Genomic DNA, 18,073 nt, shown 5'->3' with positions numbered 1-18,073 from the left:
CTTCAATTTAAAGCATGTATAAATTTAATGTTAGAGTTTACGGCTTATTAATTAATGAAGCCAATCAGATTCTTATTAGCGACGAAGAAGAGTATGGTGTTCGATTTAGTAAATTTCCTGGCGGAGGATTAGAATATGGCGAAGGTTTAATTGAAGCATTAAAACGCGAGTTTATTGAAGAATGTGACCTCCAGGTCGATATTACAGAGCACTTTTATACTACAGATTTTTTTGTAAAATCAGCTTTTAACGATAGTCAGATAATCAGTGTATATTACATAGTGAAACCATTGTCTGATCTGAATATTCAATGTAAAGAAGCTGTTTTTGACTTTGATGACGAGGGAGATATCCGACAGGCTTTCAGATGGAAGAATGTAGCAGACCTTGAAATAAGTGATGTTACCTTTCCCACCGACCAACGTATTGTAGAATTATTGAAAAACAAGTGGAACAAAGCTTAGCCGAACGTGATAAGGCCGTTATCTGGCATCCATATACTCAGATGAAACATGCCTCTGACCCAATTGGCATTGTAAGAGGAGAAGGGGTTTATTTATTTGATGAACAGGGAAAGAAGTATGTTGACGCAGTATCCTCGTGGTGGGTAAATTTGCATGGACATTCACATCCGCACATCGCAAAAAGAGTTTCGGAACAGCTTTATACTCTCGAACACGCTATTTTTGCTGGTTTTACACATTTACCGGCAGTTGAGCTAGCCGAAGGGTTGTTAAAAATACTTCCCCAAAATCAGGCAAAAATTTTTTACTCTGATAATGGTTCAACTGCAGTTGAAGTGGCTCTGAAAATGTGCCTGCAATATTGGAATGATAAAGGTGTACCGCGTAAAAAAGTACTTGCCTTTAAAAATGCCTATCACGGCGACACTTTTGGAGCTATGGCGGTTAGTGCAAGAAGTGCATTTACCGCACCTTTTCAAAGCTTGCTTTTCGACGTGGAGTTTATTGATACTCCCAACGCAGATAATATAGAATATCTTAAGTCGCAGATTTCGAACTTCAAATCTCAAATTTCTTCTTTTATTTACGAACCATTAGTACAGGGATCCGCTGGAATGTTAATGTATAAAGCGGAGTTTCTGGATGAATTGCTGGTCTTTTGCAAGGAGAATGATATCTTCACGATTGCAGATGAAGTAATGACCGGATTTGGCAGGACAGGAAAGATTTTCGCTTCAGATTTCCTTATGAATAAACCTGATATAGTTTGTTTGTCGAAAGGTTTAACCGGAGGTACTATGGCTTTAGGTGTAACTTCTTGCAGCCAGGCAATCTTTGATGCTTTTTTATCTGATGATAAATTAAAGACTTTCTTTCATGGTCATTCGTTTACTGCAAACCCTATTGCCTGCGCAGCAGCACTTGCCAGCCTTGAGCTGACACTCCAGCCTGAAACACTCGATAATCTTCAGAGAATTGCTGAAAGGCACTCTACGTTTGCACTAAAAATAAAGAACCATAAAAAATTAAAGAACGTTCGCCAAACCGGAACTATTTTGGCCCTGGAATGGGAAACTGAAGAAAATAGCTCTTACTTTAGCGGTTTAAGGGATAATTTATATTTGTTCTTTTTAAAGGAAGGAATTATTCTTCGGCCATTAGGTAATATCATTTATATCTTGCCGCCGTATTGTATTACAAACCAACAACTGGATTTTATATATTCAAAAATAGAGATAGCTCTCGAACTATTTTGATATGCAACTGAGTACACTTTTTCAACGAATAATATCAAAGCCTGAGCTTCACGCAAGGCTTTTAAATACACTTTCATTAATGGAAAATACCGGGGCCAGAAAGATTTCTGCTTCCGAGCATTCAACCAATGTTACTTTAATAATTTTAAAACATGCCGCCGAAGAGCATCGTCATGCTTATTATTTAAAGAAACAAATTAGTAAAATCGGCGAAACCTTGTGTCCCACTTATTCTTACGAATATTTGTTAGCTCCGGCATCAAGTCGTATATATCTCAATAAATTAGATACAGAGGTTAGCCGTTACTTAAAAAACGCTTTAGGTTTAAGTGGCAATGAATTAAAGTTTGCTGCCTACCTTTTGGTTACTTATGCTATCGAAGTCAGAGCTGATGAATTATATCCTGTTTACCAGGAAGCATTAGATGCCGCAAAAAGTAAAGTAAATGTTAAATCTATCATTTTAGAAGAGGAAGGTCATTTGGAAGAAATGCTTAAGCAGTTGAAGGAGTTTTCGCCGGAATGGGAAATTCACGCTAAGCAAGCACTTGATATTGAGTCGCGTTTGTTTAACGATTGGTTAAATGCATTGGGAAATGAATTGATTTAAAGATGTTTCGGAAGCATAATACTTTTAATATTTTTTACTTCATTATACTTATACTAAACGTCTATGCTTTGGCATCAGATAGCCAGATGCTTCGGATGTTCGCTATGCCCTTAATCGGCATGTCCTTGATTCTATATTTATTAATTAAAACTAAAATAGATGAAATTTTCCACAAGCTGATTTTTGTAGGTCTGGTATTATCCCTGGCGGGGGATATTCAATTGTTATTTTCAACCGGAACAGAATATTATCTGATGTCTTCCATGATTGCAACGCTAATCAGTTATGTCTTATACGGACTGGCTTTTTTTCAAGATTTTAGAAGAAAACTTCATGAAAATCGTCGGGTCGGAAATTTTTTATTGCTTGTACTGCTTATTTCAACTGTTAGCTTTTATTTTACCGCAGAAAAAAACCTTATAGATTTTAAGTATCCGGTAATTGCATACTTTTTTACTCTCTCATTAATGACTGTAGTAGCTGCCTATCGTCATCGAAGGGTTAACAGATCAAGTTTTAAATTAATATTGACTGGCAGCTTTGCCTTTGTTATTTCCGATTTATCAATAGGCTATTATAATTTTATCGAGACCGAAAAAGTTATGATGGCAATCTACCTCCTTACTTATCTAATTGCCCAGTATCTGATTGTAATGGGAGCAATAGAACGTAGATTGATACGGATTGATACTGATTGACAGGCCAAGTGTTGCTAATCAAAAATCTTGTTTTACCTTTGCAGCGCTTTTGGTTCCGCCCCGGCGGATGAAAAGGGAACCGGGTGTGAATCCCGGACAGTCCCGCTGCTGTATTCTCCGCAACGGTTATTCAATCTCAAAGCCACTGTCCGCTTAGCGTATGGGAAGGCAGAATAACCGGGAGTAAGTCAGAAGACCTGCCTGAGCATAAAATTTCATAGCTTTCGGGGAATGAAGCTTGAATGAAAATACTTTTCGTGTATTTATCATTTAATACCCTTCAAAACTGTTTGCTGTGGGCCTTACTCACAACAAATGAAAAAAAAATCAATCAGAATTGCAGTCGGCCTGGGGCTTGCTCAATTTGCGCTCTTTACTTCAGGCGCTCTCGCACAAGACACCACAAGAAACGTACTTAAAACAAATTCTTTAGAGCAAGTGGTTGTTACCGCAACACGATCTCCAAAACGTAAAGCAGAAATTGGAAAGGTTGTACGCATTATTACTTCAGAGCAATTAGAACGCAGTCAGGGTAGAAATTTACCTGAAGTTTTGAATAACGTCGCCGGGATAACTTATTCGGGCGCAAATAACGCTTTTAGTAATAATGCTACGTCTTTATTCCTGAGAGGCGCTACCGCAGGTAATACACTTATTTTAATTGATGGAATTCCAGTTAATGATGCTCAGAGTATTTCTAATGAGTATGATTTGAAATCCATTGCTATTGACCAGATTGAAAGGGTCGAAATACTTAAAGGAGGAAATTCAACACTTTATGGAAGCGATGCTGTGGCGGGTGTGATCAACGTTATCACTAAAAAACCTTCGAAGGAAGCGTTTAATGCAAATGTTTTACTTTCTGCGGGAAGTTATCAGTCTAATAAACAGGCAATTGGTTTGAATGGTACTTCAGGTAAAACAGGATTAGCTTTTAACTATTCACATACTGGATCAAAAGAGTTTTCTTCTGCTACAGATGCAGTCGGAACCGGAAATTTTGATAAAGACGGGTTTGATCAGCATGCTGTGAATTTTAATGGAAAGCAACAGATTTCAGAAAGAATTACAGTGAATGGAAATATTCAGTTATCGAATAATAATGGCATGTCAGATGGGGGATCTTTTGTAGATGATGCGGATTACACCTACAAACGCACACATTTTTTTGGTGGAGTAACCGGAAAGTATTTACTTAATAAGGGTGGAATTACTTTAAACTTAAGCAGTAACAGCGTTATAAATAAGTTTTTTAACAGTTCGGAAGATGGTTCAGCACTTCAACGAATTGATAATAAGGGCCGGATATGGCAGGCAGATTTGTTCGTGAATAATGTAATAACCAATTTTCTTGAATTGAACTCCGGCGTAAATTACCGCAAAGCAAATTCTGATCAATATAGTTTATATGATTCACCTGGTTATACATCTGAGAGTCCATTATCCTCGTCTTTAGCAAATGCTGAAATAAGCAGTTTTTTTACTTCCGTATTTTTAAAAAACCTGGGAGGTTTTCATTTTGAGTTAGGAGGGAGATACAATGAACATTCCAGATATGGAGGTAATTTTACTTACACGATTAATCCGTCTTATATAATTGCAAATAAGTATAAAATATTTGTAAACGCTTCTTCAGCATTTAAGGCCCCTACATTATATCAGTTATTTTCTGAATATGGGAATACTGAACTTAAACCAGAAGTAACTCAAACTTATGACGCTGGATTTGATTTGGATATAATACCCAATGTGTTAAATTTCAATGCCACTGCATTTCAGCGAATTACAAATAATGATGCGATATACTTTTATTCAGATCCGGTGACTTTTAATGGACAATATAGGAATGGAAGAAAGCAAAATGATCAGGGTCTAGAGCTCGAATTAAGTATTAAGCCTATGGCTGAATTGTCTTTTAACTCGTTTTACTCATTTGTAAAAGGGGAACTGACTATTGATGAAAACACGAAACAAAAAGATTTATATCGTCGTCCTAAAAACCAATTTGGTGGTAGTTTGACTTATCAGCCAGTTCAAAAGATGAGCTTAGGAATAATCGCTAAATACACAGGGAGTCGGAAGGAACAGGATTTCAGAGATTATCCGGCGACAATAATGACACACAAAGCTTATACTCTGATAGATACTTACATTTCGGTATCACCTTCAAGAAAAGTAACATTGTTTGGTGATTTTAAAAATATCCTTAACACAGATTATACTGAGTGGGTAGGTTACAATACCCGTGGTTTTAATTTCAATGCAGGAATTAAGTATACAGTAAGATAAAAAATTTGATGGCGGATTTTATCCGCCATTTTTTTTAAGATAAAATGATGGAAAAAGCAATATTCTGCTGGAGCGGTGGAAAAGATTCTTCTCTGTGTCTTTACGAAGTTTTAAAGGCCGGTAAATTTGACGTAAAATATCTTTTAACAACGATTAACGGAAATGTGAAGAGAATTTCGATGCACGGTGTGCAGGAGGAATTATTACTGCAACAGGCGGATTCTATAGGTATTGAATTAAAGAAGGTATACGTTTACGAGGGAAGTAATCAGGAGTATGAAAAGAATATGGAAGAGCTTCTTCTCCAAATGAAAGAAGAGGGAATAAACCATGTTATTTTCGGAGATATTTTCCTTGAGGACCTCCGCAAATACAGAGAAGATAACCTGGCTAAAGTGGGTATGAAAGCCGTATTTCCCTTATGGAAACAAGATACCATTACATTAATTGAAAGCTTTATTGATTTGGGTTTTAAAACAATTACCTGCTGTGTAAATGATTATTATTTAGGCGAGGATATGGTTGGAACTGAAATTGACAAGGAATTTGTTAAGAATCTTCCCGAAAACGTCGATCCTTGCGGAGAAAATGGGGAGTTTCATACCTTTTGCTTTGACGGTCCGATCTTTAAAATACCAATTCGGTTTGATCGGGGTGAAAAATTATATAAACCACTGGAAATAAACGGGAACGCTGTTTGCTCGAGCCTTTCAGGAACAAAAGGATTCTGGTATTGTGATCTGCTTCCCGCCGTTTAATTTTTTTTTTTAATTATTTTCAAATAATAGGGTTACTTATCTCTGCCTTGGGTATTAAGGTTAAACAACATTAAAATATTTCACATGAAAAATTTATTCAAATTCGGATTTTTAGCTTTAGCTATTACTTTATCAGTTTCTGCTTGTAACTCTAATAAAACAGAAGAAACTGCAACTGATTCAATTGATTCTACTGCTGATGTAACTACAGATTCTTTAGAAAATCAAATTGATACTGTTGATTCTGCTGCTGACGCTGCCATAGATACAGTTAAACACTAGTTATTTTTTAAATAAATAAAAACCGCTGCTTGAAAAAGCAGCGGTTTTTTTGTTACTGAATTTCCAGTATCTCAAATTCTTTTGCATTAAAGCTGAATCTTTCACCTTTTCTTAATCCCATAAGTAATTTCCCCACAGGGGAAGCGGATGAGATCGCAAAGAAAGTTTGGTTTTCCAATTTAAATTGTCCGGCACTCACCGAGATGAAAAAATTGCCATTAGTGGTAAAAATTAAGCTCCCATTTTGAATTCTATCCGACTGCTTCTCAACCTGAACCTGCATTAACGCATGTTTTAATTTCCTGGCTTCATATAATTGAGATTCATTTCGGCTGATTTCCTGTTGCATCATTTCACGGGTCGTTTCGTACTTATCACCCGCACTGCTTTTAGTATCATCCTGTGATGCTTCTTTAGCTGATGAAATTGCTTTTTCTGAGGATTTTATTCGGTCCTCTGCATATTCAAAGCATTTTTTAAGTAATTCTTGTTTTAAATCCGGCATGTGGCAAAAGGAAGCAATTTATACTTTTTTAGATGAAATCTGCAATAAGGTGGCTACTCACTAAAAACAGTTTTGAATCATAAAACATCCAAACAATTTAGTGTCGTGTTTTTTGTAACAGTTAGCTTATCTGATAATCAAAATCAAAAATGATAAATATATGCTCAGCAATCACGAAATAGATTATCGCATTTATGGAGAAGAAATGCAGTATGTTGAATTAGAGCTTGATCATCAGGAAACTGCCGTAGCCGAAGCCGGAGCTTTCATGATGATGGAGGATGGAATACAAATGCAAACGATTTTTGGTGATGGAAGCCAGCAATCGGGATTTATGGGAAAGCTTTTTAGCGCGGGAAAGCGTTTACTTACCGGTGAGAGTCTATTTATGACAGCCTTCACAAATATGACCCAGGGAAAGAAAAAAGTTAGTTTTGCATCACCTTATCCTGGAAAAATTATTCCGCTCGATTTATCTCGCTTTGGAGGAAGAATCACCTGTCAAAAAGATTCCTTTCTTTGTGCCGCAAAAGGGGTGAGTATCAGCATAGAGTTTCAAAGAAAACTTGGAGCAGGTTTATTTGGCGGTGAAGGCTTTATAATGCAAAAGCTTGAAGGTGATGGTATGTCTTTTGTACATGCCGGCGGGCATGTGACAGAAAAGGAATTATTAGCGGGAGAAATTCTAAAAATCGACACCGGATGCATTGTGGCTTTTACACAAGGTATCAATTATGATATTCAATTTGTCGGGGGAATAAGAAATACAATTTTTGGAGGTGAAGGTGTATTCTTTGCAACTTTACAGGGGCCCGGAAAGGTTTGGATCCAAACTCTGCCTATTAGCAGACTTGCAGGGAGAATTTTGTCTTTTGCAACCAACACGAGGAAAGAAGAAGGAAGTATACTGGGAGGATTAGGAATCTTTTAGATGGAGACGGACGTTAGTGCCCGAAATGTGTTATAAGCACCCTCATCATTAAACGTTTTCCAGGATTTTACCTGTCGGGACATTTTTTGCATCGTTTACCTTTCTTATATTTCTTGCAACATTTTTTATGGTCGCAACAAGAGAAAAAGCTTGAGAGGCCTTTTGCAAATTCAGGATCGGTAGGAACCATCCGTTCATCGGTATTTAAATTAGAAGTGCAGGTGGTTTCCATAGGTACAAATATACTTATTTAGAATTATTCTAAACGAATATTTTGAACATTTAGTTTATATTGTAAATTCAATTTATAAACCATGATAAATAAGGTAGTTCCTGATGCCGAGGCTGCTATATCAGATATTGTTGATGGGATGACATTGTTATTGGGAGGTTTCGGCCTTTGCGGTATCCCTGAAAACTGTATTGCAGCTCTTGTAAGGAAGCGAATTACTAATCTGACATGTATATCAAATAATGCTGGCGTTGATGATTTTGGCATTGGCTTAATGCTGAAACAGAAGCAGCTGAAGAAGATGATCGCTTCATATGTTGGCGAAAACGCGGAGTTTGAACGGCAGTTGCTGACAGGAGAGTTGGATGTCGAGCTTATTCCGCAGGGAACCTTAGCTACACGTTGTTTGGCTGCGGGTTATGGAATGCCTGCAATATTTACCCCGGCAGGTGTTGGTACCGAAATTGGCGAAGGTAAAGAGGTCAGAAATTTTAATGGTAAAGAGTATCTGATGGAAATGGCATTTGATGCAGATTTTGCTATTGTGAAAGCGTGGAAAGGGGATACTTCCGGGAATTTAATTTACAAAGGGACAGCCAGGAACTTTAATCCTGTAATGGCAATGGCTGGAAAAATCACCATTGCTGAGGTAGAGCAATTGGTTCCTGCCGGCGAGTTGGATCCGGACCATATTCATACACCGGGTGTTTATGTACATCGTATTTTTGAAGGTAAAAATTATGAAAAACGTATCGAGCAACGGACAGTAAGAAAAAAGGTATAAAGGTTAAACGATATAAAAAATGCTGGACAAAGAGGGTATCGCAAAACGTATAGCAAAAGAAATCAAAGATGGGTTTTACGTTAATTTAGGTATTGGTATTCCTACTTTGGTTGCTAACTATATTCCTGAAGAATTGAATGTGGTATTACAATCCGAAAACGGGCTCCTGGGCATGGGGCCATTTCCATATGAGGGTGAAGAAGATGCTGATTTAATAAATGCGGGCAAACAAACGATTACAACATTAAAGGGGTCTGCATTTTTCGACTCTGCCATGAGTTTTGGAATGATCAGAGCACAAAAAATTGATCTCACAATTTTAGGGGCTATGGAAGTATCCGAAAATGGTGATATAGCAAACTGGAAAATTCCCGGAAAATTAGTGAAAGGTATGGGAGGGGCAATGGATTTAGTTGCTTCGGCAAAAAATATAATTGTCGCCATGCAGCATGTAAATAAAGCTGGTCAAAGCAAGCTCTTGCGTGTTTGCAGTTTGCCGTTAACCGGAGTGCATTGTGTTAAAAAAATTGTTACAGAATTGGCAGTATTGGACGTTTTGCCCGAAGGAGGATTTAAGCTTATAGAAAGGGCGCCAGGCGTTTCAGTGGATGAAATCAAAAATGCTACAGCCGGGAAATTGATTATAGACGGCGATATTCCAGAGATGGAATTGTATTAATCTCATAAATGACTAATTATAAGAGTTATAGGTCTGACACCTCCAGCGATTTTTAAAGCAATTTTCATTAATAAATGTTAAGCTTTAAACTGCAGCTATGACTTATATTCTTTTAATCTCTTTGCTTTCCTTATTTTCCTGTAATCAGAAATCGGTAAATAATACTGTTAGTGAGAATTCTGTAAATGAAACGGCTCTAAAAGCTGACAGCCTTCGAATAAAAGTCAATACACTATATTCTAATCTTACGAATCCATGGGGGATGACATGGTTACCAGACGGACGTTTATTAATAACCGAGCGAAGAGGTGAAATACTGGTGTTCAAAGATGATGTTTATACAGGGCAAAAAATCTCAGGTGTTCCTGAGGTTTTTAACCGTGGGCAGGGCGGGCTGATGGATATTCAGCTTCATCCAAAATATCAGGATAATGGATGGATATATCTGGCTTATTCCAAACCTTTAAACGGAGGAGCGTCTACCGCCATTATGCGTGCTAAACTTGAAGGAAATCAGTTCGTTGAAAAGCAGGATATATTTGTTGCAGATCCTGTTCTTTCTGCAGGAATTCATTTTGGAAGCAGGATAGTATTTGATAATGATGGCTATTTATACCTGGTTGCCGGAGAAAGAGGAACAAATAGAAAAGTTCAGGATCTAAGTAATGATCATGGGAAAATACATCGCCTGTTTGATGACGGAAGAGTTCCTCAGGATAATCCATTCGTAAAACAAGCAGGAGCAAAACCATCTATATGGTCTTATGGCCATAGGAACCCGCAAGGACTGGTTTTCGATAAGGAGAAAAACAGGCTCTGGGCTGTAGAGCATGGTCCTCGGGGAGGCGATGAACTTAATTTAATTGAAAAGGGTAAAAATTACGGCTGGCCCTTAGTTACTTATGGAATAGGTTATGACGGATCTAAAATTTCTGATAAAACAGAGATGGAAGGGGTTCAGAACCCTGTTAAATACTGGGTTCCTTCTCCTGCTCCCTGTGGAATGGCATTAGTTACCAGCGATAAATATCCTGGATGGAAAGGTGATTTATTAATTGCAAATCTTGCCTTCAGATTTTTAAATCGGTTAAAGCTTGAGGGAACCAGGTATGCCGGTGAAGAAAAATTGTTGAATAATGTGGCCAGAATAAGGCACGTGGCTCAAAGCCCGGACGGATATATCTATGTGGTTACGGAAGCGCCAGGGAAATTATTGAAACTCATGCCAGAAAACTAATTTTGCTCAAAAACTTAAGTTCCGACTGCTGAAATAACAGTTTTCTCGAAATAGGAGAGATCAAAAGGTTTTTCAATAAAACCATCAGCAAAGCATTCTCTAGCAATAGCCTCTAATTTTGAAACTGCAGATATTAAGAAAACTGGTATATGCCTTGTGCTTTTATCTGATTTGATTTTTCTGCAAATCTCACTTCCTGAATTTCCGGCTGGCAAATTATCCAGCATTACTAAATCAGGCTTAATTATTTCAAGGTCTAAAACAATATCCTCGGTTTTCAGGCGCCCTATTACTTTGTAATTAAGATCCTCAAGAATGAGAGTCATTATAGATAATATTTCGGGATCATTTTCAATGATCAAAATTTTCGCTTGCATAAAATGCTGATATTAATAGGGTGATAAATCGCCTTTTCGCTCGTAGGGTATATGCACCATTAGAATCAAAACTATTTTACCAACATGAAGCCATCATGAAGATTTAGAATTATTTATAATAATAAGTCTAAAAAACTGATTCAAATTTAAAGAAAAGTAGTTGGGAGGTATTTAATCTGGTAAAGACATTAAACAAGCAGAACCTCTAAATATTCTGCTTGTTAAATAATTTCAAAAATAATTCAGGCTGAGAGCCATCCGGTATTAATGGTTTTTCAGGCGTCCCATAATACTGTCCAGGGAGGATTTAAGCTTATCTGTTGCGCCTTTTACTGCCTGTTCTATATTATCGGCAGTGTTTGATACTGCGATGGGTTGCAAGCCTTCCAATCGGGCTTCAATTACACAACGTTGGTCATTTTTTCCATCTTTATGGCCGTTTTCATCTGTTAGATGAACTTCTAATCTTGTTATCTGATTATTAAACCTGCTTAACGCTTCGGATAAGGTAGTTGTAAAATACGCATTCAGCCTTTCGCTTCCCTCAATGTTATTGTCTGTGTTAAATTGAATTATCATTATGTTATATTTAATATTAATTAAAAAGATTTTTGGTTGTGCCGCTGAAGATAAGCGATAGATTCATTAAGTGTGTTTGTTCAATAAGCATGCCATAGTGGTATATGAATATAATAGAAGGGAAATGTCGATCAATAAAAACATGACTTTGTTAGATGATTTCTTCCCTACTGAATTCTTTCTGTAATATGGGTAAAAAAAACCTTAAAGCCTTATAAAAAAGATACAGGTATACATAAATGAATTTCATATATTGTTTATTAGAAAGGGCCATTCGAAACAAAAAATAATTTCTATGAACAAATATTTCGGGTATAGTTTAATAATTATCGGAGTAATTATGCTGATATGGACCGGTTTTTCCTATACAAAAAAGGAAAAAGTTATTGATGCGGGTCCCCTGGAAGTTTCTGTTGATAAAAAGAGATACGTAAACTGGCCTCCGTTCTTCGGCGGTATTTTAATTGTTGGCGGGATTGTAATCGTAATGACGGCTAAAAAGAAATAAGCAATTTTAGAATCACGTATGAAAAATCTCTCTGGCCAATAAAAGTGTAAACAAACAAATAATGAAATGGAACGCTGAAAACTTTCCGAAAGAAATGGAAATTTTAAATCCAAGAACCCGGGATAAGGCAATTGAATTACTTAATACGCTAATGGGTAGTAATATCTATAGTGAACAGGAAGCCATAGCACTGGCAATCCAGCAGGCCGAAGAATGGTTTTATGAAGCAGAAGGCTAATACTGGTTTATTACAAGAAAATATTAAAAATTAGAAAATTGGAATTATCTATAACAACCCCCGCAATACTTTTTCCGGCGATATCATTGCTGCTCCTTGCATATACTAACAGGTTTATGTCTCTTGCAAGTTTGATACGAAATTTAAAGACTCAATACCTTCAAAATCATAATCCTAATTTAATCGGGCAAATCTCAAATCTTCGCAAGAGAATTTATCTTATTAGAAACATGCAGGCATGTGGAATTGCCAGCTTTTCACTGTGTGTTATTTGTATGCTATTATTATTTAACAATAATCAGTTGATTGCTGAATACGTTTTTGGCATGAGCTTGATTTTGTTGTTGATATCTCTTTATTTGTCCCTGAGAGAGATTCAGATATCTATAGAAGCTTTAAAAATTGAATTGAGTGAGCTGGAAAGTTCTACTTTTCAGGATGAAAAAGGAAGTTTATCTGGTAAGACATCCATCAAGGAGGCAGAAAAATCACAAATAATAAATAATGGGCTCAGTTAGTATAACCAAGCCCTCTAAAATTATTTGACTTCAAATTCTACTTCTGTTTTACCCCATTCTATAGAAACCTCACCATTTTTTGAAATCAGGAAGGTTAATTGTTCTTTTAAAGATTCCGTAGATTCTGGTTTAACAGTGACGCGTAACTGATCAAGTTCTTCTTTATATACAGTACCCCATTGGTTCCATGTTTTATTGAAAATGATAGTCCATTCTTTTTCTCCCGGAATAGTATACAGACTGTATTTTCCCGCAGGTAAAGTTTTTCCTTCTATTGTTACATCTTTATTAACCTCAAAAACAGTAGCTTCATTTGCCCCTGTTCTCCAAACCTTTCCAAACGGAGCAATATCTTTTCCTATAGTCCTGTTCTTTAAAGAGGGTTGACTATAGTCAATCGTTATAATAGTCCCGTTGCTCAATGTTTCGCTTACTTTAGCCGGAGGGCTTGGTCTTTTACTTTTGTCTACTTGTGCTGATGCAGAATTGCCTGCTAATATGGCTGCAAATAGAATCAAAGTGAATAGTTTTTTCATGTGTTTTTTTTTACGGTTATTAATAAAAGTATATAACTGCAAATATATTGTCAGTATTGTAACCGTGTTGCTAAATGTTTTGTTTCTACCGTTAAAAGTAATTATGTAACGAGAACTTTATAATGGCCAGTTAACTTTATTCATAATTCTACCTGTAAATGCTGATTTTCGTAAATTGATAGCTAAAATGAAGATCTGTGTGAATATGAAATTACTGTTGGGCTTCTTTTTATTATGCAGCTTATCTGGATGCTCTGTACAGATGGGAAATATTAAGGGATATCAGACTGAAAAGTTGCTTTACAAGAATGATTTTGACAATTTATCGGATGATTGGATCATAGAGACCCCTGTTAATAAAATTCAAAAATTTATGCGGCCGATGATAAACTTCATATCGATGTTGCAGCCGGCGCTACAGTTTGGTTAAATAAAAAGCTAAAGGGGAACTACCTCCTTCAGTATAATCGAATAGTAAAAGTAGATTCAGGGGTTAATGACAGGCTTTCAGATTTTAATCAATTCTGGATGGCGACAGATCCTAAAAATCCACGCATTTTTACCCGAAGCGGTGTTTTCGAAGAGTATGATTCTCTAAGCATGTATTATATCGGTATGGGAGGAAATACTAATAAAACCAGCAGATTTCGAAAATATTACGGAGATGGGAGAAAGCCATTACTACAGGAATATTTGGATAAAGAACATCTCTTAATGCCGAACAGAGAATATCTTATAACCCTGGTTGTTAAAGATGGCCTCAACGAATTTTATGTTGATGACGAGAAATATTTTAGTTTTAAAGATGATAAGCCTCTGAAGGAAGGCTATTTCGGTTTCAGAACCACTGAGTCAAGGCAGGAAATAAAAAATCTCAGGATTTACTCTTTAAAATAATCTCCAGCCTGTCTAGAAAAACATGCTGTCCAGGGTGGATTTTTTTTCGGGCATCTGGTATAGAAAACCATTCTGCCTTATCAACCTCGGGAAAAGATTCCATTTTTCCGGACCGTGGTGGCCATTCAATTTCGAACGTGTTTGAGGATATAAAGGTTGTATCGAAATCTATACATACCGCCCATGCCAGGATTTTTTTACCGCTTTTTAATTGGGCGTTTCCTAACTCCATAAATTCCTCATCCTTAATGGTATTCCCAGTTTCTTCCGTAAACTCTCTTTTCGCTACATCGAGAGGTACCTCATTGTTGTATTCGCCTTTGGGGATGGACCACACACCTTCGTCTTTTGTTCTATAAAATGGTCCTCCGGGGTGTACAAGCAGAATTTCCACTTGCTTGTTTATTCTAAATGCCAAAATTCCGGCGCTCTGTTTTTTCATTTTCAATTGACTTTGTACTAAGTTAAATACAGTGTCCTGAAGTTTGGATGCTTAGTGTACGAATTTTCAGATACTGTAGAAATAATCTTATTGTAATTAAAATGATTTTATCAATGAAATTCTTTTTTTTATCTAATTTTCATAAAAAAATATATATATTAGTATCATATTATTTTTGTCGATTGCATTTGGCTTAATATTTGTTAAATTATCATTGACAGCAGGTCGTTCACTTAGTGTGTTTGAAACACTATTAACTTTAGGAGGTATTTTATGAAATTAACAGAGTTATTATTAAATGGATTTAGCTTTAAAGAAATGTTAAAACAATTTTCAATGGACCAGTCTGAAATCAAAATTCAGGATGAAGAGCTAATCTTATCCCGGAAAGACTTAAGTCACATTGAAATATTAAAGGAACGAATTTTAATCCAGGGTAAAAATACTTCGGGCATTGTTAATTTGTTCGGTACATTGCATTACAATTTGTTAAACCAACTGGCTGTTTTTGAATTAGATTCTGTTGAAAAGAAAGTTGTAGCTTAACAACTAAAATACTTCTATTATAAAAGGCTTGAAATGTCAATATTTCAAGCCTTTTGTATGATAAACCTTAACCATAAATCTTAATAACTTTTATCTGTGTTTAACGTAATAGAAGCTTTGTAATAAATTACTCAGCTCCAGATAAATGTTCCCGCCCCTTAAAAATAATCCCAAGCTATTTACTTATTTGTTTTCAACCATTATATTCCTTGTGTTTTTTGGATCATCACTAAAAGCTCAGGACAGTGATGAGCTTTTTCGTCGGGCAAGGAATTCTGCTTTTGAGAAGAAGAATTATACGCTCGCCATTAGTTTTTCAAAGGAAGGGCTAATCAAGAGCCCGGATTATAATGATCTTCGAATCTTTCTTGGGCGACTATATACCTGGTCCGGGAAACCTGATAGCGCGAGAATTGAATTTGAAACTGTATTGCGGAAGGAAACTGGTAACGAAGATGCCAGTTTTGCATATGCCAGCCTGGAATACTGGAATGATGAACATACTAACGCCTTAGAGCTAGTTAACGCAGGCCTGATTCATCATTCGGATTCTAAAGACCTTCTTCTTTTAAAAGTAAAAATTTTAAATAGCTTGAATAAATATCAAGAGGCAGATCAGATAGTGTCGATGATTTTAAAAAGAGACCCAAAGAATACTGAAGTCCGGGCAATGTCGGAAAGGATTAAAGCTAACAGCTCAAAAAATAAAATTGGAATCAATTATGAATTTGTTGCTTTTGACAAGCAATTTAATGATCCATGGCATTTAACAAGCATAGATTATGGGCTGCAGACCCCTGTTGGTTCGGTAACGGCAAGAGTAAATTATGCCAACAGATTTAAATCAAACGGACTGCAATTTGAAGTGGATGCTTATCCAAGGATTTCTCCCGCACTCTACACTTATGTTAGCGGTGGATATTCTGCAGATGGAATATTTCCAAATTACCGGGCAGGTTTTTCGTTATTTGCAAATTTACCGGCATCTTTTGAAGCTGAAGCAGGATTTAGATTTTTACGATTCAGCGATGATACCTGGGTTTATACGGCATCCCTGGGTAAATACTATAAAAACTACTGGTTGAACTTGAGGACATACTTAACCCCACACGCAAGTTCTTTATCACAATCTTACAGCTTTAATATTCGATATTACTTTGGTGGAGCAGATGATTACCTGAAGTTTGGGGCAGCTACAGGCCTGTCTCCTGATGAGTCATCCAATAGTGTTTTAATAGGGCAGGGAGAGAATATCGGTAGTGCTCCTTTGTTTAATTTGAAATCAAATAACCTTAGTTTAGGATTGGTGCATTGCTTTAGTACATTTAACGTGGTTTCTATTAACTTTTCATGGTTAAACCAGGAATTTCTGAAAGATACTTTTGGAAATCAGAGCAGCCTGGCTGTGGGTTATCAGCGGAGATTTTAATTATCAATCACTTTCTTGAGAAGTACTATAAAGCATTGGTCCAAAGTTGAGGGTAGATTAAACGAAAGAAACGCCCTTTTTGTAGGGCGTTTCCTGGTAAAAATCGAATTAAATATTAAATACCTGTTTTTCGGATAAAATCTTCATTTATGGGTTTGTCGTAAGTAAACTCAGGGCTATGTTTTAAATCATCTGAAGTTAAATCGACATAAACCTCGGATACTTCCCATTCAATTTTTTGTACGTGTTTAGTAGAAATGAGAATCTTATTGCCAGAGTACCAATTACCTGCTTCAATTACAAGTCCTGGAAGAGTCCAATTGCCATCGTCAACTATAAGGTCCTCAACTACCCCGAGAACAGCATCAGTCGCATGGATGTCGTAACCAGAAAGTCTTTTGACATTTCTCAGGTGTCTTTCTCTTACAGGATGTTTTTCATCTTCATGATGATGAACCTCATCGGATATTCTTTCTTCAAATGGAATTCCAGGGGCCACTACGCCACCAATCATTCCGGTCGTCATGAAGCCCACTCCGGCACCTTCGTAATAAGGCCAGGCATAATGACTGTGTAACTCATCCTCCTGTTCCCTGCTAATGGGTTGATCTGCGTCAATATCCGGACTATGTTTTATCTGGTCTTTTGTGAGGTTCACAGGAAAGATTTTAGCGTCCCAATTTGGAGTTTGTAAAGATACAGGAGAAAGAAGCACCTTACGGCCAAAAAGCCAGTTGCCGGTTTCTAATACCAAATAGCGGATTTTCCATGTTTGATCATCAAAGTAGAAATCTTTTACTTTACCAATTTCACCATCAGTAGCACCCATGGTAAAACCAATCAAACTTTTAATACTGCGTAGCATAATGCCTCCCTCTTTAAAGGTTTTGAAATCTGTTCGACCTATCTATTGTATAATAATAGATAGGTCGAATTTGTTTTTCTAATGATGGATGTATATAGGTTTATGAGAAATATTTCTAAAGTCTCTATAATTTATTGATTATCAACATATTTTATTAAAAGAAATGAACTAGAATTTATGTAAAATCCAATTGCTCAATATCAGACACGTTAGGTTGGGAGCCATTAAAAAAGAGTATTTACATCGCGACAGAGGTATTATCAGCAATTAGTTATGTATCATTTGTTTCTGAAAAAAGAGGCAACCGTTCCCAATAAATGGGAACGGTTGCCTGATACGTTTTAAGCCAGCAGCATTTTCACTAAACGCGTTTTACGGTACATTGTGCTTCCTGTTATTGAAATTCCTTTAAT

At 36.5% G+C, this 18,073-nt stretch carries 23 protein-coding genes and 1 riboswitch; of the genes, 17 read left to right on the top strand and 6 right to left on the bottom strand.

Translation table 11 applies throughout. The features are described 5' to 3' along the window. Window positions 1-14 precede the first annotated feature (14 nt). The 7 genes from WG906_RS00445 to WG906_RS00415 all read left to right on the top strand — a co-directional run bounded on the left by WG906_RS00445 (window position 15) and on the right by WG906_RS00415 (window position 6,357). Window positions 15-464 carry an NUDIX domain-containing protein gene (locus WG906_RS00445; protein WP_339990540.1) on the top strand — a complete coding sequence of 150 codons (450 nt, stop codon included), beginning with the start codon at window positions 15-17 and terminating at the stop codon, window positions 462-464. Next, on the top strand, window positions 449-1,720 hold the full coding sequence (gene bioA, locus WG906_RS00440) for an adenosylmethionine--8-amino-7-oxononanoate transaminase (RefSeq protein WP_339990539.1): 1,272 nt from the start codon (window positions 449-451) through the stop codon (window positions 1,718-1,720). Before WG906_RS00445 ends, bioA begins: the two co-directional genes overlap by 16 nt. 1 nt (window position 1,721) lies before the next feature. After that, window positions 1,722-2,330, top strand: a complete 609-nt coding sequence (locus WG906_RS00435) for a hypothetical protein (RefSeq protein WP_339990538.1) — start codon at window positions 1,722-1,724, stop codon at window positions 2,328-2,330. 2 nt (window positions 2,331-2,332) lie between these two features. Next, window positions 2,333-3,028: a lysoplasmalogenase gene (locus tag WG906_RS00430; protein ID WP_339990537.1), complete on the top strand. Its 696-nt coding sequence runs from the start codon at window positions 2,333-2,335 to the stop codon at window positions 3,026-3,028. Between the two features lie 33 nt (window positions 3,029-3,061). Next, window positions 3,062-3,247: riboswitch (cobalamin riboswitch) on the top strand. Between the two features lie 96 nt (window positions 3,248-3,343). Next, window positions 3,344-5,317 carry a TonB-dependent receptor plug domain-containing protein gene (locus WG906_RS00425; protein ID WP_339990536.1) on the top strand — a complete coding sequence of 658 codons (1,974 nt, stop codon included), beginning with the start codon at window positions 3,344-3,346 and terminating at the stop codon, window positions 5,315-5,317. A gap of 44 nt (window positions 5,318-5,361) precedes the next feature. Beyond that, a complete protein-coding gene (locus tag WG906_RS00420; protein ID WP_339990535.1) occupies window positions 5,362-6,075 on the top strand; it encodes a Dph6-related ATP pyrophosphatase in 714 nt (237 codons plus the stop codon). Window positions 6,076-6,159: 84 nt separating this feature from the next. Continuing rightward, entirely contained in the window at window positions 6,160-6,357 is a 198-nt protein-coding gene (locus tag WG906_RS00415; protein WP_339990534.1) for a hypothetical protein, read from the top strand. A 52-nt stretch (window positions 6,358-6,409) separates the two neighbouring features. Here the strand turns inward: WG906_RS00415 and WG906_RS00410 are convergent, their stop codons facing one another. Then, entirely contained in the window at window positions 6,410-6,862 is a 453-nt protein-coding gene (locus tag WG906_RS00410) for a 3-oxoacyl-ACP synthase (protein ID WP_339990533.1), read from the bottom strand. A gap of 160 nt (window positions 6,863-7,022) precedes the next feature. On the opposite strand from WG906_RS00410, the gene WG906_RS00405 reads away from it, so the two are divergent. The 4 genes from WG906_RS00405 to WG906_RS00390 all read left to right on the top strand — a co-directional run bounded on the left by WG906_RS00405 (window position 7,023) and on the right by WG906_RS00390 (window position 10,725). After that, window positions 7,023-7,793: a TIGR00266 family protein gene (locus WG906_RS00405; RefSeq protein ID WP_339990532.1), complete on the top strand. Its 771-nt coding sequence runs from the start codon at window positions 7,023-7,025 to the stop codon at window positions 7,791-7,793. Window positions 7,794-8,107: 314 nt separating this feature from the next. Beyond that, window positions 8,108-8,809: a CoA transferase subunit A gene (locus WG906_RS00400; RefSeq protein ID WP_339990531.1), complete on the top strand. Its 702-nt coding sequence runs from the start codon at window positions 8,108-8,110 to the stop codon at window positions 8,807-8,809. Between the two features lie 19 nt (window positions 8,810-8,828). After that, a complete protein-coding gene (locus WG906_RS00395; RefSeq protein WP_339990530.1) occupies window positions 8,829-9,488 on the top strand; it encodes a 3-oxoacid CoA-transferase subunit B in 660 nt (219 codons plus the stop codon). A gap of 97 nt (window positions 9,489-9,585) precedes the next feature. Then, complete coding sequence (locus WG906_RS00390; RefSeq protein ID WP_339990529.1) at window positions 9,586-10,725, top strand: PQQ-dependent sugar dehydrogenase; 1,140 nt, start codon at window positions 9,586-9,588, stop codon at window positions 10,723-10,725. Window positions 10,726-10,739: 14 nt separating this feature from the next. Here WG906_RS00390 and WG906_RS00385 read toward each other — a convergent pair whose 3' ends face one another. Together WG906_RS00385 and WG906_RS00380 are read right to left on the bottom strand one after the other, a co-directional pair. Then, window positions 10,740-11,087 carry a response regulator gene (locus WG906_RS00385; RefSeq protein ID WP_339990528.1) on the bottom strand — a complete coding sequence of 116 codons (348 nt, stop codon included), beginning with the start codon at window positions 11,085-11,087 and terminating at the stop codon, window positions 10,740-10,742. A 279-nt stretch (window positions 11,088-11,366) separates the two neighbouring features. Beyond that, window positions 11,367-11,681, bottom strand: coding sequence for an HPF/RaiA family ribosome-associated protein (locus WG906_RS00380; RefSeq protein ID WP_339990527.1), 315 nt, complete (start codon window positions 11,679-11,681; stop codon window positions 11,367-11,369). Window positions 11,682-11,976: 295 nt separating this feature from the next. On the opposite strand from WG906_RS00380, the gene WG906_RS00375 reads away from it, so the two are divergent. The 3 genes from WG906_RS00375 to WG906_RS00365 all read left to right on the top strand — a co-directional run bounded on the left by WG906_RS00375 (window position 11,977) and on the right by WG906_RS00365 (window position 12,945). Beyond that, the gene (locus WG906_RS00375; protein ID WP_339990526.1) at window positions 11,977-12,189 is read left to right on the top strand and encodes a hypothetical protein; all 213 of its coding nucleotides are present in this window, start codon (window positions 11,977-11,979) and stop codon (window positions 12,187-12,189) included. A gap of 61 nt (window positions 12,190-12,250) precedes the next feature. Next, window positions 12,251-12,427 carry a hypothetical protein gene (locus tag WG906_RS00370; RefSeq protein ID WP_339990525.1) on the top strand — a complete coding sequence of 59 codons (177 nt, stop codon included), beginning with the start codon at window positions 12,251-12,253 and terminating at the stop codon, window positions 12,425-12,427. Between the two features lie 38 nt (window positions 12,428-12,465). Beyond that, window positions 12,466-12,945: a DUF2721 domain-containing protein gene (locus WG906_RS00365; protein ID WP_339990524.1), complete on the top strand. Its 480-nt coding sequence runs from the start codon at window positions 12,466-12,468 to the stop codon at window positions 12,943-12,945. Between the two features lie 20 nt (window positions 12,946-12,965). Here the strand turns inward: WG906_RS00365 and WG906_RS00360 are convergent, their stop codons facing one another. After that, a complete protein-coding gene (locus WG906_RS00360) occupies window positions 12,966-13,481 on the bottom strand; it encodes a DUF2911 domain-containing protein (protein ID WP_339990523.1) in 516 nt (171 codons plus the stop codon). A 369-nt stretch (window positions 13,482-13,850) separates the two neighbouring features. On the opposite strand from WG906_RS00360, the gene WG906_RS00355 reads away from it, so the two are divergent. Beyond that, the gene (locus WG906_RS00355; protein WP_339991506.1) at window positions 13,851-14,378 is read left to right on the top strand and encodes a DUF6250 domain-containing protein; all 528 of its coding nucleotides are present in this window, start codon (window positions 13,851-13,853) and stop codon (window positions 14,376-14,378) included. Here the strand turns inward: WG906_RS00355 and WG906_RS00350 are convergent. Then, window positions 14,356-14,820, bottom strand: coding sequence for an NUDIX hydrolase (locus WG906_RS00350; RefSeq protein WP_339990522.1), 465 nt, complete (start codon window positions 14,818-14,820; stop codon window positions 14,356-14,358). The two genes, WG906_RS00355 and WG906_RS00350, sit on opposite strands and share 23 nt — an antisense overlap. Before the next feature lie 273 nt (window positions 14,821-15,093). Here WG906_RS00350 and WG906_RS00345 point away from each other — a divergent pair, with 273 nt between their 5' ends. Both WG906_RS00345 and WG906_RS00340 read left to right on the top strand, forming a co-directional pair. Next, window positions 15,094-15,366, top strand: coding sequence for a hypothetical protein (locus tag WG906_RS00345; RefSeq protein ID WP_339990521.1), 273 nt, complete (start codon window positions 15,094-15,096; stop codon window positions 15,364-15,366). A 145-nt stretch (window positions 15,367-15,511) separates the two neighbouring features. Beyond that, window positions 15,512-16,795, top strand: a complete 1,284-nt coding sequence (locus WG906_RS00340) for a YaiO family outer membrane beta-barrel protein (RefSeq protein WP_339990520.1) — start codon at window positions 15,512-15,514, stop codon at window positions 16,793-16,795. A gap of 115 nt (window positions 16,796-16,910) precedes the next feature. On the opposite strand, the gene WG906_RS00335 is transcribed toward WG906_RS00340, so the two are convergent. After that, a complete protein-coding gene (locus WG906_RS00335; protein ID WP_339990519.1) occupies window positions 16,911-17,660 on the bottom strand; it encodes a PRC-barrel domain-containing protein in 750 nt (249 codons plus the stop codon). Window positions 17,661-18,073 lie beyond the last annotated feature (413 nt).

It is taken from the genome of Pedobacter superstes (assembly GCF_037622515.1).
Lineage (GTDB): Bacteria > Bacteroidota > Bacteroidia > Sphingobacteriales > Sphingobacteriaceae > Paradesertivirga > Paradesertivirga superstes.
Note: the sequence above shows the minus strand (reverse complement) of the source record. Positions and strands in the feature narration are given on the sequence as shown.